14 protein-coding genes and 1 pseudogene are annotated in these 15,059 nt (G+C 63.7%); 8 read left to right on the top strand and 7 right to left on the bottom strand.

Going from position 1 to position 15,059, the window contains the following annotated elements:
- Position 1: 1 nt before the first annotated feature.
- Both ACFYOW_RS21330 and ACFYOW_RS21325 read right to left on the bottom strand, forming a co-directional pair.
- Positions 2-295 carry a type VII secretion target gene (locus tag ACFYOW_RS21330; protein WP_387290388.1) on the bottom strand — a complete coding sequence of 98 codons (294 nt, stop codon included), beginning with the start codon at positions 293-295 and terminating at the stop codon, positions 2-4.
- A complete protein-coding gene (locus ACFYOW_RS21325) occupies positions 292-531 on the bottom strand; it encodes a YbaB/EbfC family nucleoid-associated protein (protein WP_387290387.1) in 240 nt (79 codons plus the stop codon). The genes ACFYOW_RS21330 and ACFYOW_RS21325 overlap by 4 nt, the downstream gene beginning before the upstream one ends.
- Positions 532-1,049: 518 nt before the next feature.
- On the opposite strand from ACFYOW_RS21325, the gene ACFYOW_RS21320 reads away from it, so the two are divergent.
- The 3 genes and pseudogenes from ACFYOW_RS21320 (at position 1,050) to ACFYOW_RS21310 (ending at position 3,855) form a co-directional block, all read left to right on the top strand.
- On the top strand, positions 1,050-1,862 hold the full coding sequence (locus ACFYOW_RS21320; protein ID WP_387290385.1) for a hypothetical protein: 813 nt from the start codon (positions 1,050-1,052) through the stop codon (positions 1,860-1,862).
- 738 nt (positions 1,863-2,600) lie between these two features.
- Positions 2,601-3,011 carry an AbiV family abortive infection protein gene (locus ACFYOW_RS21315; protein WP_387290383.1) on the top strand — a complete coding sequence of 137 codons (411 nt, stop codon included), beginning with the start codon at positions 2,601-2,603 and terminating at the stop codon, positions 3,009-3,011.
- Positions 3,012-3,253: 242 nt separating this feature from the next.
- Positions 3,254-3,855 (top strand): annotated as a pseudogene (locus ACFYOW_RS21310) (tyrosine-type recombinase/integrase).
- A 190-nt stretch (positions 3,856-4,045) separates the two neighbouring features.
- Here the strand turns inward: ACFYOW_RS21310 and ACFYOW_RS21305 are convergent.
- From ACFYOW_RS21305 to ACFYOW_RS21295, 3 genes are all read right to left on the bottom strand, one after another.
- Entirely contained in the window at positions 4,046-4,558 is a 513-nt protein-coding gene (locus tag ACFYOW_RS21305; RefSeq protein ID WP_387290381.1) for a hypothetical protein, read from the bottom strand.
- A gap of 1,340 nt (positions 4,559-5,898) precedes the next feature.
- The gene (locus ACFYOW_RS21300; RefSeq protein WP_387290379.1) at positions 5,899-6,702 is read right to left on the bottom strand and encodes an SAM-dependent methyltransferase; all 804 of its coding nucleotides are present in this window, start codon (positions 6,700-6,702) and stop codon (positions 5,899-5,901) included.
- A gap of 377 nt (positions 6,703-7,079) precedes the next feature.
- On the bottom strand, positions 7,080-8,051 hold the full coding sequence (locus ACFYOW_RS21295) for a DUF5996 family protein (protein WP_387290377.1): 972 nt from the start codon (positions 8,049-8,051) through the stop codon (positions 7,080-7,082).
- A 433-nt stretch (positions 8,052-8,484) separates the two neighbouring features.
- On the opposite strand from ACFYOW_RS21295, the gene ACFYOW_RS21290 reads away from it, so the two are divergent.
- The 5 genes from ACFYOW_RS21290 to ACFYOW_RS21270 all read left to right on the top strand — a co-directional run bounded on the left by ACFYOW_RS21290 (position 8,485) and on the right by ACFYOW_RS21270 (position 12,041).
- Entirely contained in the window at positions 8,485-8,619 is a 135-nt protein-coding gene (locus tag ACFYOW_RS21290) for a hypothetical protein (protein ID WP_387290376.1), read from the top strand.
- Positions 8,620-9,082: 463 nt separating this feature from the next.
- A complete protein-coding gene (locus ACFYOW_RS21285) occupies positions 9,083-9,400 on the top strand; it encodes a hypothetical protein (RefSeq protein WP_387290374.1) in 318 nt (105 codons plus the stop codon).
- A 468-nt stretch (positions 9,401-9,868) separates the two neighbouring features.
- A complete protein-coding gene (locus ACFYOW_RS21280) occupies positions 9,869-10,939 on the top strand; it encodes a sensor histidine kinase (RefSeq protein ID WP_387290372.1) in 1,071 nt (356 codons plus the stop codon).
- 141 nt (positions 10,940-11,080) lie between these two features.
- A complete protein-coding gene (locus tag ACFYOW_RS21275; RefSeq protein ID WP_387290369.1) occupies positions 11,081-11,281 on the top strand; it encodes a hypothetical protein in 201 nt (66 codons plus the stop codon).
- A 97-nt stretch (positions 11,282-11,378) separates the two neighbouring features.
- Entirely contained in the window at positions 11,379-12,041 is a 663-nt protein-coding gene (locus ACFYOW_RS21270) for a response regulator (RefSeq protein WP_387290367.1), read from the top strand.
- Between the two features lie 56 nt (positions 12,042-12,097).
- Here the strand turns inward: ACFYOW_RS21270 and ACFYOW_RS21265 are convergent, their stop codons facing one another.
- Positions 12,098-12,898: a crotonase/enoyl-CoA hydratase family protein gene (locus ACFYOW_RS21265; protein WP_387290365.1), complete on the bottom strand. Its 801-nt coding sequence runs from the start codon at positions 12,896-12,898 to the stop codon at positions 12,098-12,100.
- Complete coding sequence (locus ACFYOW_RS21260; RefSeq protein ID WP_387290362.1) at positions 12,891-15,059, bottom strand: acetate--CoA ligase family protein; 2,169 nt, start codon at positions 15,057-15,059, stop codon at positions 12,891-12,893. The genes ACFYOW_RS21265 and ACFYOW_RS21260 overlap by 8 nt, the downstream gene beginning before the upstream one ends.

The raw sequence follows: 15,059 nt of genomic DNA, 5'->3' as shown, positions 1-15,059 counted from the left end.
CCTAGCCGCCCAGCTGCTTGAGTTGGGCAGCCCAGTCGGCATCTGTCTGCTCATAGACACCCGCGGCGGTCTCCACGCTGTCGCAAAAGCTGCTCAGGCGGCGATTGTGGTATGCCAGCACCGTATCCAGCGCCTTCAGTGATTCCTCGACCTTGACCGCCAGGTTCGAACCGGCCATCCGTTCCCGGGCCAGATCACGGCTCACCTTCGCGATCGGCGTCTTCGTCGTGATCCTGCCCGCGTTCATCCGTACGGACGTGGCGAGTGCGCGCATCTTCACCGGGTCGACGTTCACCTGGACTCCTCGAACAGTTGCACGGCTGCGGCTTCGGCATTGCCCAGTGCGACACGGTGACGGTCGATAATCAGGTTGGCCAGGTGCTGAGGGCCGTTGTCCATCGCATAGTCGGCGATGTAAAGATCGGTGATCCGACCACCGGCATCGGTCTCGATGCTCACGCTGCCGTCTCTGGAACGCGCGGAGCCACGCACCGCCGCGAGCCGCTCATTGATCCGCTCGATCTCGAGCATTCGCTCATCGCTATTCATCGCTGTTCCCCCGTCGAGTGGCGCTCCCCGAGAGCCTACCTAGATCGGGCTTCGGCTACTGCCCAGAGGCTTCACGGTGCCTCGCACGGTTGTAGCGAGGACCATACGGCACTCCGTATTTACTCCTTATTTTCAGCCGAATCCGGCCGAAACCGGTGCGGCGCAGCATGATTCAACAGAAGATAGCCAGGGGCTATTTATGCTGGTAGAAGTATGTAAGCGAAGATCATCGCAGAGCGCTGAATCCCGTTGTGCCAGAAGCGGAAGTTCTACCATTGAGCCGGCAACTTGCACATCGGTTGTACCCCTCGCTGAAGTCCGAGGTCGCCAACTGCAGCTGGTGCGAACTGAACTGGCTGGGTCATCGTTCGATTCCTTCGACCGCCGGTATTGGCGGGCTGCGTCGGCGGTGGCGACTGCGTCGCGCCGTGGGCCAGGTGCGGGAGCGTGAAAGTGCCTGATAGGTGCGCATCTCATGGATCATCTCTACGATCACCGGGGTGAGCGCGCCTGAGATGGTCCTGGAGTACATCAACGCCCTCAAATGGCCGGTAGTAGGACTCGCAGTCTCGTTCTGGCTGCGGAACTCCATCACGGGGCTGATCGGCCGCGTTGAATCCGCCAAGTTCGAAGCTGCAGGAGTATCTGCCGAGCTGGAAGCGCGGGCTGCCGAGGTCGCCGAGGATATGGACGCCGCCTCTAGGGAGCCAGCAAACTTGGACCCATCCGATCAAGAGGAATCTCCGGCCGAAACCGTTTCAGCCCGCGATCGCCTGGTCCGTTTCGCTATCAGATTCTCTCCCAGCACTCTTGGCCGCGTGAGCCAGTGGGTGGACGAACTTCGAACGTTTGCTTCCTCCGAAGCTGAGAAGGACATGGGGCTTACCCTGCATCTCAGTCCAGGGTCATATGCAGCACAAGCTGCGGCATCAGTGATCGTGAAGGGTGTCTGGAGGAGACTCACTCGTCACATAGCGCATACGTATCCGGGCCAAATGACGGATAGTCAACCGAGGCTGTGGCCGGAAACGCCTTCCGATCTTGTTGCTGGGTTCCGAGATTTGGATAGGTTGGCTGCGGCTTTCGAGGTTCGTCCTGAAAACACGACCTTGGCAGCTGCCAGGGAGTACGACCGGGCCGCGCGTGCGTGGGCAGCGGCCTACTCGCACCTCCTGCGGCAGGTTCTTGATGAGGTCCAGCAGGTTGATCCCGAATGGGTCCGCGTGCCACCAACCGACGGGCGCGACGGCAGCCCGCCGATCGGTGATCCATTGGTACACGGCATCAGCGCGGTATCGCAGACTGCGCGATGATTCGCTAGTTACGGTGAAGCGCCGCCGCGGTGCGTATGTTGGTTGCCTTCGGCGATTCCGTCGTCGGTGGCGGGTTGGCGTCGGTCCAGCTGGAATCGGCGGCGGAGTGATTGCGGGTCTGGCGGTGAGCCGCAATGCTTCTCGAATGTCTTCCTCAGTCAACCGCCAGGATTGCCCGATCTAGCGTTGCCGGTTCTGCAGAGTTCGCCGCCGATGGTCGCGGTTCTGCTGGTCAGCGTTCCCGCGGACCGGTCGTTTGAGCTGCCGCACCGATCGAGCGAATGCTTGACGTTGGCACGTTCGAGTGAAGGTCTTCATTGGCTGACCTGCCGAGACGACTGGTCTACTGGACCTTACTCGACCTTTTGTTCCGAATACGCGTGAATACAACGGGATTCGATCACATTGCCGAGATCGCTATCTGTGCAGGTAGATGCATGAATCCGAACGCGTCCGAAGATGGCCATAGGTAGGTCTGTCCAGGTATCGACCCGAAAGCGTCAGCGGCGAAGCAGAGTTGGCGCCAATGCTTCTTTCGGCGCCACCACGCCGCGCGATCTCGATAGTGGCTTTCCGGAAACGCCGGGGGATCGCTGTTCGCTGCAGTGAGCCGCCGAGGCACGATGTCATCTAATGAGCTCAGGATTTCCTCGATAGGTGAAGTTGAAGCATTCGCGGTTTGCCGCTGGCGGTAGGAAATCGGATGACACATCCGAAGTGTTCGTTCACACTGGTCTGATGCCTCGACCGAACCTGTCGGATCTCACACCTTCGCAGGTGGTCGAGCTTCAGAATGCGTTGCTACACAACGCCGACAACCTGCTGAATTCGGCGATCGCCGTGCTGGATCTGGGAAACGCGGGATTGGGTCGATCGCTGGCCATCCTCGCGCTGGAGGAGTCTGGTAAGGCGATCGCACTACACATGCGCCGCGTCCAGATCGCCTACGAACCCGAAGGTGCACCATTCGTGGACGAGTCGCTTCGACGGCTCTGGGGGGCCCACAACGAGAATCCATTGGTCGCGGGTTCGAGCCCCGCCCGCCCCACAAATGCCCTCTCACCTGCGGATGTCTTCCGAGCGTCAGCCGAGTTGGTCCAGAACAACGCTTCGTCACCAATGTATTTTGCGGATAAGATCCGGTCATAGGGCTGGATCTGGACGACATACGCGAGCTGGCGGCGGACTTCGCGAACGAGCTTCCGACCACGGCGCCGGACATCACTCGAGCCCATATCGGCGGCTACATCGAGGACCTGCTTACGCGTCCGAATCGCCGCACCGGTGAACCGCTGTCGCCCGAATACGCTCGCGGGCAGTATCGGTCGTTGCAACAGTTCTTCAAATACCTTGCGGCCGAAGAGATTATCGACGCGAACCCGTTCGACAAGATGAGCCCGCCGGCGGTTCCTGATCAACAGGTGCCGGTGCCGAGCATGCACGTGGTCAAGGCACTTCTGGCCGGTTGCGACGGCACTGACTTCGCGGACCGGCGCGACAACGCGATCATCCGATTGTTCGCCGACACAGGGATGCGCTGTGGCGAATTCGCGCCGCTCGAGGTGGACTCGCTGGACTTCAACGAAAACACCGTGCTGGTCACCGGCAAGGGCGGCCGACCGCGGACCTGCCCTTCGGCGACAAGACCCGAACAGCACTACGCAGGTATCTGCGGGTGCGGGCCAAGCATTCCGGTGCGAAGAACGACAATCCGGCGCTATGGCTTGGGTACCGCGGTTCGATGACGGATTCCAGGATCCGGCAGATGCTCGAACGCCGTTGCGATGCGGCCGGTATCGAGCGGCTGCATCCGCGCCAGCTCCGCCATTTCTTCGCGCACACCTGGCTTGACAGTGGTGGCCAGGAGCAAGACCTCATGATGCTCGCAGGGTGGCGGTCGAGACAGATGCTTTCTCACTACGGCGCCGCTGTGGCCAACAGTCGCGCCAAGTCAGCGCACCGACGAGCACGCGTACCGCGGTCAGCTCGATGAACTTGACCTGGCGATGATCGCGTATCGACATCGGGAGCCGGAACGACCTGGACGCGCGAACAGCAACAACGGGATCAGCGTGGCTTGCGAATGCGGGCCGCTCGCCAGCGTGGTGGCCTTGTCCTCCCAGATCCTTGCCCGGATGAAGCCGTCGTTAGCGCGCGGCCGAGAATCCATTTCCGCGGTATGTCTACCGCCATCCGGTGGGTTCCATGCGCATAACCGGCTGGGCATCGAGCATTCGGCGCAGCGTAGCATCGAGCGGCCAAGGAAACAGCAGGTCGTGGCCGAGCCGATTGTCCACCGCAGACACCGCTCCCGGCAGCATTGACGTGGTACCGACCCGGTCGACGATCGATTCGAACAACTGGGGCGGCGTCGCCAGGTAATACAGGGGCCGCCGCATTGTCCCCGCCGGTACTCGGCGAGTGGCCCTTCGCCGCAACGGCGCGCTCAATCCGGCGGCATAGAGCAGACCGTCGGGTGTTATCAGCAAACGCTCCGAGGTAACAGCGACGTTGCCGGTGGATTCGCTGCTGCCCCATTCCATCGCCGCAAGTCGACCGTGCATCACACGCCATCGGGCGTCGTCGGACAGCACCCTTTCGAGGTCGTCACGGCACAACCACGGATACGGCCCGGCGCCGGAATCGAAGCATTGCCGCAGGGCCTCGTCGATGAAATCGAACAATCGCTGGTTCATCACATGCTCCTCGATCGCGCTACATCCGGACAAGCTGCGTGTCGTCCGGCATAACTTCGCACTGAACATCGCCTCGGCGGAGCGGTCGAGATCCATCATCGCGGCCTCGATATCGAGACTGGCTGGTGGTCGAACGACGGTTCCGCCGCCGCACTCCGTCCACTGCACCGTGACCCTGCGGCTCAGGGCGCGCGGGCGCGATTGTTCCTTCTTCGGCCAGATCAGCGGGACCTACGTGGTACGTCCGGATAGCTTCGGCTTCTCCGTCGACGCTCGTCACTTCGAACGCGAAGATGGCAACGCGTTCTCCCTTGGCCGGACGCCCGGACGGCCCGGGAATGTCGTACCGTCCCCCCAACGGATTCCCGATCGTCTTCGCGATTATCGTTGTCGACTCACCCATGATTCCCGTTCCTCACTTTCTTCGGCTTCCGAAGCGTGGGGCCCGTCGCGGATCGAAAAAAGCTGGTCAGCTCCACCATGACCGCATAGTCCACCCTAGCGCCGGGGCGCTGGGCCGGCCGCCCTTCCGGTCGAGATCTGTGCAATCCGTCAGTCCGAGTTGCACAACGAGTTCACCGTCGTCGGCATCGAGGGTGATGGTGGCGCCGTCGTCGATCCCGCACGATGACATCGAGAATTGCCGGTACGTTGCTTAGTGCGACCCACCCCGCGCGTGCCGCAGCGGCCATCAATCCACCTGTCGTGACTGCAGGAACCTTCGTCGACCGGTCTTATCGAATGTCCGGGCGCTGTGGCTGGGCGTCGATGGCCCGGACATCGGTGCCGAACTCGGGGCGATGATCTTCAACGCGCAGGTCGAGCCGGTCATGCGTACATAACCCGAAAGTAGCGACATGGTGCCGGTTCCGCGGAGTAGCCTACGGTTCCATGAGCGCATGCGAGGTTTGCGGTAACGATTACGCTATGCCGATCGTCGTCGAGGCTCAGGGAACGCGGCATGTCTTCGACTGCTTCGAATGTGCGATCCACCGCATGGCACCTATCTGCGAGCATTGCGACTGCAAGATCATCGGCCACGGAGTGGAGTCAGATGGTCGATTCTTCTGCTGCGCGCACTGCGCCGTGTCCGAGGGTGCCAGAGGCTTGGTCGACCACGTCTGAGGGCGGCGTGCCGGCCCGGGAGGGTCCTTCCCGTCATCCTGGGCGGTGTCCAACGCCGTTCGGCTTGAACACCGGCGCAGGTATGCGCCCACTTGCTCAGCGGAGCGGATAGTGAAACCGAGTCAGGGGAATGCCGTGCCTGAGTGCCCCGGATACGAGATCACTGAGCGCTTTTCGGGCCTCGTCCCGGGTCGGTGTCCTGTGCGGGGGTTGTATTACTTGCGTGCGACGCCCGCGTAGGCGGACACTTGCGCGTCCATTTTCTTCGGGGGTGCGACACCGTCCGGGTGCCAGCGGTGCGGCACCTCTATACCCGGATCGACCAGCTCTAGTCCCTCGAAGAACCGCACGAATTCGTCTCGGCTTCGAACTTGGCATGGCAGGCCGCTGCGGCGGTAGATGTCGACCACGGTAGCTATTGCCGTCGGATCGAAGTCGGGCGTGACGTGTGTCATCACTAAATACGAGCCAGGGACGAGCTCGGCCATCAGAGTATCGACGATTCCGTAGGCATCCTGCTCGTCGGGGATGAAATGCATCAGTGCATTGAGACTGAGCGCGACCGGTTGAGTCAGGTCCAGTGTCTCGAGCAATCCTGGGGCTTTGAGGATCTTTTCGGGTGTCGTGACATCGGCGGAGACGTAGTTGGTACGCCCCTCCTGTGAACTGACCATCAATGCCCTGGCATGGACGAGCACGATCGGATCGTTGTCGACGTAGACGACTCGCGCGTCAGGCGCAACCCGTTGGGCCACCTGATGCAGATTCGGCTCGGTCGGGATACCGGTTCCGATATCGAGGAATTGACGAATGCCCGCGTTTGCAAGGAACCGTGTCACGCGGTGTATGAAGGCCCTGTTCTGCTGGGCGGCCATCCGAACTCCCGGCCAGATGCCCACGACCTGTTCAGCCGCTGCCTCGTCCGCGCTGTAATGGTCCTTGCCGCCGAGGTAGTAGTCATACATTCGGGCGGTGTGGGGCTGATTCTGCCGCAGGTCGACAGGGGAGCCGGGTTCCACGTTCGGCGTCCTTTCATAGGCGGGGCAACATCAAGGTAGCAAGCGGGCGGTGTGCGGGCGCGTCGATTCAATCTCGTTGGGAGGGTGCATCTTGCGGCCCACTACAAGCGTGTGAGCGCGCCGAGCACTTGTCGGCGGCGACGTTGGGTCGGCGAACAGGACTGATCCCTTGCTTGCCACGCTAGTCTATTCGGCGCCTTTGATCAGGCCGCCCGTCCGCCCTACCGTCGGATCCGAGATCGCAAGCGTTGGACCGAGTTTCGAGCCCTTCCGCAGTCATTTGCGCCAGCGCTGGCCGGGTGAGAAGTTGTATGTGATCGTCGATAACGTCCCCGCATGAACGCAGCGAGTGCTCGAGCGTTTCCTGTGGCGAACGGTCAGCGCAGTGACCAGGGTGCGGCGGCTCGCTGTTGAGCCCACCGATGCGGATCGCATTCGAGTGTGCTGCGATCCCAATGGCCGAGTTCGGCTGCGGCCTCATATGTTTCGTGGAGAAACTTGGCGACCACGGCATTCGGATCGTCCGCGGTGCGCACCGTTTCGTAGGGTAGGACGAATTCACCCAGGTTGGGGTCGTAGGTCGCGCCGGGCACCTGCAGCTGGTGTTCGCGGTAGCCGTCGGGTTCGGGATAGGAGTAGGCGTAGAACGCGCCTTCCGCTCCACCGCCGGGCCAGAATCCGCAGCTGCTGAGCTCGTGTGAATAGCCCTCCACCATGACCCAGTCGGCGCAGTGCGGTGCGCCGCCGCTGTGTTCGGGAGCGGTGCGTCCCGAAAAACGTGTGTAGGCAAGATCCATTGCGCCCCAATAGAAATGAACCGGACTGGTCTTGCCGGTGTAGCCGGAGCGAAACTCGTTGAGCAGGCGGTTGGCATGGACGAGCTGCCGCCAGAACGCCTGCGCGGACGTCGGATCGTAGGAGGCGTGCCGGGTGTCCTCAGTGAACGGAATCGACACCTCGACTTCATTGGGGTGCCCCTGAATTCGGGTCTCGAACCCGAGTTCGTCCAGCGCTTGCATGGTTTCGGTGTAGAACTGCGCCACCGATTTCGGTGCGAGTGCCACGGTGCGGGTGTCGCCGTTGTCGGCGCGGATGACCAATCGGTGCGCGAGGAAATCGAATTCGATATCGAAGAGGCGGTCGGCGTAGGGGATTGCCGAGGTCGTCAGCCCGCGCGGGCTCACATACAGGGTCACCTGCCACCAGTGATTCAACAATGGTGCGTGGGCGAGCCGGATCTTTCCCACCACCTGCGTCCACATGTGCAGGGTGTCACGGGTATCTGTCCAGTCCGCCACACGCAGCTGCGGCCATGTCGCGGTGGAATTCGCTGCCGATAGCTCCGACATGTCAGATTCCCTTCGTCGCTGGATTCGATTCAGTCGCGGATTCCGCGGAACGGGCCTATTCAGCGTGTGAGGGGTTCGTTGCGTCCAGTCACGAAACGACGTCCAGTCGACCTCGGGTTCGAGCGATGCAGCGCATCGATATCGACGCGATAGCCGCCGCCGTTGCGGAATGTCCACATGGCGTGCATATCCGCGGAGGATTTGTCACAGCACCCCAATCCGAGCAGTAGGTCCGAAAGTGCCGACGTAGCTACCGTAGCGCGAACTCGGAGCAGAGGTCGTGGCACTGTCCGCTCGACGGCGATACGAGGCCGGTTTGCACACCATATATTCACCATGCGTTCAGCCGGGCCGAGTAATCCGAAGTCACGGTGACCCAGCCCGACGATGCCGTGCCCGCGCCCGAACTTACGGGGACTACCTCGGGTTGCGGGTGCGGCGGCTGACCACCACGATGATCGCCTTCACCGTCGCACTCGATGTCGGCCTCGACGCCTTGTCCGAACCGGCCGCCGCGGCGGCCGCTGATGTCGTCGCCAGCCGGTGGGGTTTCTCGCGGTGTTCCTGATCGCGGCACCTGGTGGGCCGCACGCCCGCTGTGGATGGTCGCGGCCGCGGTCGTACTGTTCGGATTCGTCCGGATCACTGGTCGGTGGGACGCGTTCTGCGCCCGATACGCCGCCCGCACCGCAACACTTCCGGTCCTTGCGGGCTCAGTGCTAGCGGCGGCGGGCATTTTCGCGCTCTGGCGCGATGGCCTTTCGCCATATGGGATGGCTGGTCTCGCCGCGCTTACTGTTGTCCTCGCCGCCGCACTGCTCACCACGACCCGGCGAATCACCCGCTGGTCGCAGCCTGTCATCCGCGCGGACCGGATGACGGCTTTCGGATGCGCGAGCCGAAGGAGGTCTTATGGGTCCAGTCGCCGCGTCCCCTTGGCGGTTCCCGGTCAGCAGGTGCCGGTGCCGAGCATGGCGATCAGGGTCTCACGCCGTGGCACTACGATCAGCCCAACGTTCTGAGAGGAATTCATGACCAAGTCGACGGCCTTCGCCGCTGTGCTCGCTGCGGCCGCTGCCGCTCTGCTATTCCTGCCCGCCGTACCCGCGCACGCCCAGTCCCCCCACTGCGCCAAGGCCATCGAGCTGATCAACATCGCGATCGACACGAGCGGCGGCACCCTGGACGACGCGACGGCGACAGCACTGTCCGACAGGCTGAGCGGCCTGGCCGATTTGGCCCAGGGCGCGGAGAAGGATGTCATCGCCGCCTACGCCTACGCGCTGGTAGATGAGAACGTCGCCAACCTCGAACCCTACACCGACGAGCTCAACCGCGTCTGCGCCTGACCGCTACCAGGATCGGCACTGACCAAAGGCAGTCGGCGAGTTCGTGTTCCAAAGCAGCGCGGCCTCCGGGCATCGACCGGGTGCCTTCGGCCGCCATGACCAGCTTCGCGAGATCACCGACTTCGCCGACGAACCCGCATGAAGTCCTGGCGACTCCATGTGCGGCCTCGCTCGGCGAGGTTCAGTGCGTCGTAGAGGTCGTGAATCGCGATCGCGCGGTCTGAAGTTCCCGAATGTCCATGTCAATTGTCTACCAACATCTTTCAAACCGAACCGTAGACGGCTGCATCTGCCGAGCCTGCCGCACCGATTGGGCGCGACCTACTACTGGATTTTCGCCGCGCGTGGGGTGTCAACTGCCGCGGGGAGTTTCCGATCTCCCGACGTCATACGCGAGTCGATGGGAGTAGCCGACGATCCGGTTGGAGATACGGCGGCTGCGGTGTCGGAGCCGGTAGCGTCGGTGACGTGCGGGATCAGTTCGAGGTGGGGCTGTCGCGGCGTTGGAGGGTACTGCTGGTTGCCTGCACCAGTGCCACGTTGTTGCCGGTAGTTTTGCTCGTTCCTCAGGGGGTACCCACGGCCCGCGTCGTTGTGGTCGGGTTGGTGGTGTGCCAGGCGGTCGTCGTTTGGTGGATGGACCGTCGGCCGGTTTTCGTCACGATTGCCTCCCTGTTCGTGGGAGCAATGTTGGAACTGCTGCGCGTTCCGGTGGGTTCGGGCGTCGCCTTGATCGTGTTGACGACCTTTTCCTGGGTGCGTCCCGCGCGTACGTCGTTGTCGGGTCTTGCCGCTGCGGTGTTGTTCTTCGTGCTCGCGTTGGGAACGACCGGGCGAGGGTTGCAAGCTTTGCTGTGGTCTGGTGCCGCCCTGCTGGCCTGGAGCTGGGGCGCGTTGGGACGCGCGAGATCTGCACAGCGCGACTCCGAAGCCCGGCGTATGGTCCAGCAGGAACGTGCCCGCATCACGCGCGAACTACACGATGTGCTCGCGAACACGGTGTCGCTGATGGTGCTGCAAGCCGCAGCGGCCAACGATGTTTTCGACACTCACCCGGACAAGGCCCGGGAGGCTGTCGCCGCCCTGGAGTCCGTTGGCCGACAAGCTCTCGGCGAAGTACGCCGGCTGCTCGAGGTGATCGACCGCGACCCGAGCGTTTCCCCCGGACTGGAGGATCTGGACAGGTTGGTGGAGTCGATGTCACAGGCGGGAGTCGAGGTGGTCGTGAATCGGCACGGGACGGACGGCGCCGCTGTCGTGCCGAGAGTTGCGGAAGCTGCCTATCGGATCGTGCAGGAGTCCTTGACCAACGTCTTGCGCCACGCGAGAGCCGATCGAGCCGAGGTCGAGGTTCGGATTGCCGCAGGGCAACTTATGGTGGCGATCACCGATAACGGCGGCGGCGGCCGGCTCGGTCACGGTAGCGGTCGGGGCGTGGACGGCATGCGGCGACGTGCCACAGAGCTGGGCGGACGATTCGAGGCCGGCCCTTCCACTGCTGGTGGCTTCCGCGTCGCGGCATGGCTTCCGGTCCGGTAGTCGGCAGCGCTGTCTCCAACTTTCGACAGAGGCGAATACCCGCCTGGAAGTTGATGTTTCCGGCTCGGCGACAAGAAACACTGACGTTACGCCGTTAGGGACCCCGCGGCGTGAACACTCGGCGGAGTAAGGAGTCGATCAGTGGTACAGCAGGAATGGCGGGGGACGGTTGTCAAGAAGTCGCGTGGGTTGTTCGACGGGGCGAATCTGTACCGGCGCTTGATTATTCGGCTAGAGGACGGCAGTACTGTGAAGGTCCGGGTAAGCCGGCAACTGTGGAATATGGTGGAAGCCGGTGATTCGGTGACCAAGCACGCGGGAGCCGATCCGGTGAAGGACTGACATGCCCGCATGGATCTCCGCACCCGGATGATTGGATGCTCGCCATGAACCAGCCGCCGCGACGTGCGTGCACCCGGCAGATCACATGGAGGCGGGGATGACTGTCAGTGTGCTGGTCGCCGACGATCAGGCCTTGGTCCGTACCGGGCTTCGGATGATCCTGGAGGCCCGTGAGGACATCCGAGTCGTCGGTGAGGCTGGGGACGGGGAGGAAGCGGTCCGCTTGGCCGCTCAGATGCTGCCGGATATCGTGCTGATGGATCTGCGGATGCCGCACGTCGACGGTGTGCAGGCGACACAACGACTTTCCGCATTCCAGCCCAGGCCCTCGGTCATCATCCTGACCACCTTCGACGAGGACGAACTGCTCTACGCGGCCCTGCGTGCCGGTGCGGGCGGTTTCCTGCTGAAGGACACCCGCCCCGCCGAACTGGTCGAGGCGATACGGGTGGTGGCCGGCGGCGAGGCACTGCTCGCGCCGCGGGTGACGCGTCGGCTGCTGGATCGGTTCGTCGCCGAGATACGCCCCGAAACGGCGGCGATGCCGGATCTCGCCGATCTCACGAATCGCGAGGTCGAGGTCCTCACGCTCATCGCGCAAGCGGCCTCCAACGCCGAGATAGCGGCGAAACTGGTTGTCACCGAAGGCACTGTAAAGAGCCATGTCTCGGCGATTCTGCGCAAACTCGGCCTGCGGGATCGAGTGCAGGCGGTGGTGCTCGCCTACGACATCGGCCTGGTCCGGCCCCGAAATTCCTAGGGTCCGCAACTGGTCCGCATTGTCTGCGTCGTTTGAAATCGTCTTAGCGAGACCGCTCATCGGCCGGTGAAGGCAGGCGGTCTGTGCTCCAGCATGGCCGTGACCGCCTCGCGGTGATCTTCGGTGTGGTGGGCGGCCGCCTGCATCGCGGCGGACAGTTCGAGGTGGCTGTCGAGGCTCTGGTGTCGGCCTTCGCGCAGTAGTCGCTTCGTCATTCGAAGTACGTGCGGTGGGTTGGTGGCGATCCGGGCGGCGAGGCGGTGGGCGGTTTCGAGGAGGGCGTCGGGTTCGACAACATCGGAGATCAGACCCCAATCAAGTGCGGTGCGCGCATCGATCGGTTCACCTGTGAAGGCCATCTCGCATGCTCGGGCCATGCCGATTGCCTTTGGTAACAGCCACGACCCACCGTCGCCGGGCACGAGTCCGACCCGGACGAAGCTCTCGGCGAATACCGCGGTGCGCGCGGCGATCCGCAGATCGCACAGCAACGCCAGATCGCATCCCGCACCGATGGCCGCACCATTGACGGCGGCGATGGTTGGGATCTCACAGTGGTACAGCGCTTTTGGAATACGCTGAATGCCGTGCCGGTACCCCTGTCGCAGTTCCGCCGGTGCGCCACCGAACATTCCGGCCCGATCGCGCATCTGCTTTACATCGCCGCCGGAGGAGAAGGCCGTCCCGGCACCGGTGAGAATCACCGCGCGCACGCTGTGGTCTCGATTGACCGCCGTCACCGCGTCCTCGAGGGCGGTTATCGTGTCGACCGCGGATATCGGGTTGCGCGCTGCCGGGCGGTTCAGTGTCCAGACGACGACATGGCCGACACGGTCGACGCGGATCGGTTCAGCCATTGTCGTCTCCGGTCTTCTCGCGCAATACAATTCGAACGTCGACCGGGACTATGTCGGAACCCGAAGCGATCACCGGATTGAGATCGAGTTCGGATATCTCCGGGTGCGCGGCTACGAAATCGCCGACGCAGACCAGAAATCGGGCCAGCCCGTGGCGGTCGACCGCAGGCAGATGGCGGTAGCCGTCGAGCATGCGTGCGGCGATCGTCTCGTCGATCATTTCGCGGGCCTCGAACTCGGTGAAGGGTGCGGCGCGAAATGTGATGTCGCGCAATGCCTCGACCATCACCCCACCACTACCGAAGGCCACCACCGGCCCGAAAATCGGATCGCGAGTGGCGCCGACCAGCAGTTCGATTCCGGCATCGGCCATGGGGGCGACGATCATCCCGTCGATGCGGGCGTCGGGTATATGCGCATGGACAGAGTCGATGATCGCCTGTGCGTCCTGGGCCGCCTGGGCGGCCGGCACGCCGACCCTGACCCCACCCACCTCGGATTTGTGGATGACCTGCGGGGAAACAACTTTCAGCGCGCACGGTCTCTGATAGTCGGCGACAGCCGCAACCACATCCTCCACGGTGCGTGCAAAAGTCCATGCGCCGAGGTCGATTCCGGCGGCGGCGACCACTCGTCGTGCGGTCGGTTCATCGAGGAGTCCCGATCCGGGGATGGCGGGTGCCTGCGGTGGAAGTACGAGCGCGGAGCGTTGTGGAGCACTCGCCAGCAGGCGACCACGCCGCTCCAGGGCCGCCACGACCCGCACGGCGTGATCGATGGAGCTGATCACCGGTACGCCGCCGGCTCGTAGGCGGTCGTGGTTGGCGATGTCGAGACCGGCGTAGCAGCTCTGGATCACCAGGGGGACATCGTGTTCGGCGACGAGTGTGAGCAACACTCCGGCGGCGGCATCCTCGATCGCGCGCAGTCTCGGGTCGAAGCGCAGGTGATAGCCGCCATAGAGGCCGATTACTAGCACGAGGCCGACTTCGGGATCGCACATGAGGATTTCGGCGGCCTCGGCGAACGCCAATGGGTCGGTGTCGGTGGCGCCGGCCACGTCGACCGGACCGGCCACGGCAGCGGTAGCGCCGAGTAGGTGCCGCAGCCGCTTCTGAGTCCGATCGCCGAGCCGGGCCAGTTCGATGCCGCGCGCGGCGAGGGCATCGGCGGCCAGGGTGGCGTGGCCACCACCGTCGCTGAGGATCGCGACCTTGCGTCCGGCGGCGATCGGGGCGCAGTCGGCAAGGGCGCCTGCGACGACCGCGAGCTCGTCGGAGCGGTCGACCAGCTCCACCCCGGCCTGCCGCAGCACCGCGGTCGCGACGGCGTCGAGTCCGGCGATCGAGCCGGTGTGCGACCGCGCGGCGCGGCGGCCCCCTTCCGAACGGCCACCGCGCAGCAGGGCAACCGGTTTATCCGGAACCGCACGAGCCGCGGCGATCAGGAACGACCGTCCGTCGGTAAACCCCTCGGAATGAACGGCAACTACGCCCGTACCCGAATCGCGGACGAATTCGGTGAGGCACTCGTCGTACCGGATATCGGCCTGGTTACCCAGCCCCACACAGATGTGGAAACCGGGACCTTTGATCGCCCGATCATCGTTGACCAGCGACAGCAGCATATTCCCGCTCTGCGTGATCACACTGATCGGGCCACACGGAACATCCTCGATGCCAACGAGATTCGCGCCCGAGGCGACGTTGAGCAGGCCGGAGGTGTTGGGCCCGACGACCCGAATGCCGGTCTCGGCGATCGCCGCTGCGAGCGCGGCGGCGAGTTCGGCGCCGGTTCCCCCGATCTCGGCGAAACCGTTGGCGAGCACAACGGCTCCGGCGATACCGGCAGCGGCGCACCGGCGCAGCATGTCGGGGACGGTGGCGGCGGGCAAAGCGATCAGCGCGACGTCGATGCCGTGCGGGAGCCGATCGATCGAGGAGTACACGCCGAGGCCGAGGATCTGCTGTGCTGTCGGGTGGACCGGGTAGATGGGATGGGCGTAGCCGGACTGCTGCAGGGCGCGGATGGCCTGGAACCCACGCTTGGCCGGATTGCCGGACGCGCCGATGATGGCGACGGAATGCGGGTCGAACAATCGCTCGAGTGCGGTGCGGGCGGGCGCGCCGAGGCTGGACGTGCGGTCGTCGATGCTGGTCAT

This window comes from Nocardia sp. NPDC006982, assembly GCF_042869435.1.
Classification (GTDB): domain Bacteria; phylum Actinomycetota; class Actinomycetes; order Mycobacteriales; family Mycobacteriaceae; genus Nocardia.
The sequence above is the reverse complement of the archived record's forward strand: the minus strand, read 5'-3'. Positions and strand labels throughout refer to the sequence as shown.

Excerpts from the sequence above, each read along its gene's own strand:
- ACFYOW_RS21315 (WP_387290383.1), top strand. The coding sequence starts at position 2,601 with ATGCCTCGACCGAACCTGTCGGATCTCACACCTTCGCAGGTGGTCGAG.
- ACFYOW_RS21260 (WP_387290362.1), bottom strand. The coding sequence starts at position 15,059 with ATGACCAGCATCGACGACCGCACGTCCAGCCTCGGCGCGCCCGCCCGC.
- ACFYOW_RS21270 (WP_387290367.1), top strand. The coding sequence starts at position 11,379 with ATGACTGTCAGTGTGCTGGTCGCCGACGATCAGGCCTTGGTCCGTACC.
- ACFYOW_RS21325 (WP_387290387.1), bottom strand. The coding sequence starts at position 531 with ATGCTCGAGATCGAGCGGATCAATGAGCGGCTCGCGGCGGTGCGTGGC.
- ACFYOW_RS21295 (WP_387290377.1), bottom strand. The coding sequence starts at position 8,051 with ATGTCGGAGCTATCGGCAGCGAATTCCACCGCGACATGGCCGCAGCTG.
- ACFYOW_RS21285 (WP_387290374.1), top strand. The coding sequence starts at position 9,083 with ATGACCAAGTCGACGGCCTTCGCCGCTGTGCTCGCTGCGGCCGCTGCC.
- ACFYOW_RS21305 (WP_387290381.1), bottom strand. The coding sequence starts at position 4,558 with ATGAACCAGCGATTGTTCGATTTCATCGACGAGGCCCTGCGGCAATGC.
- ACFYOW_RS21265 (WP_387290365.1), bottom strand. The coding sequence starts at position 12,898 with ATGGCTGAACCGATCCGCGTCGACCGTGTCGGCCATGTCGTCGTCTGG.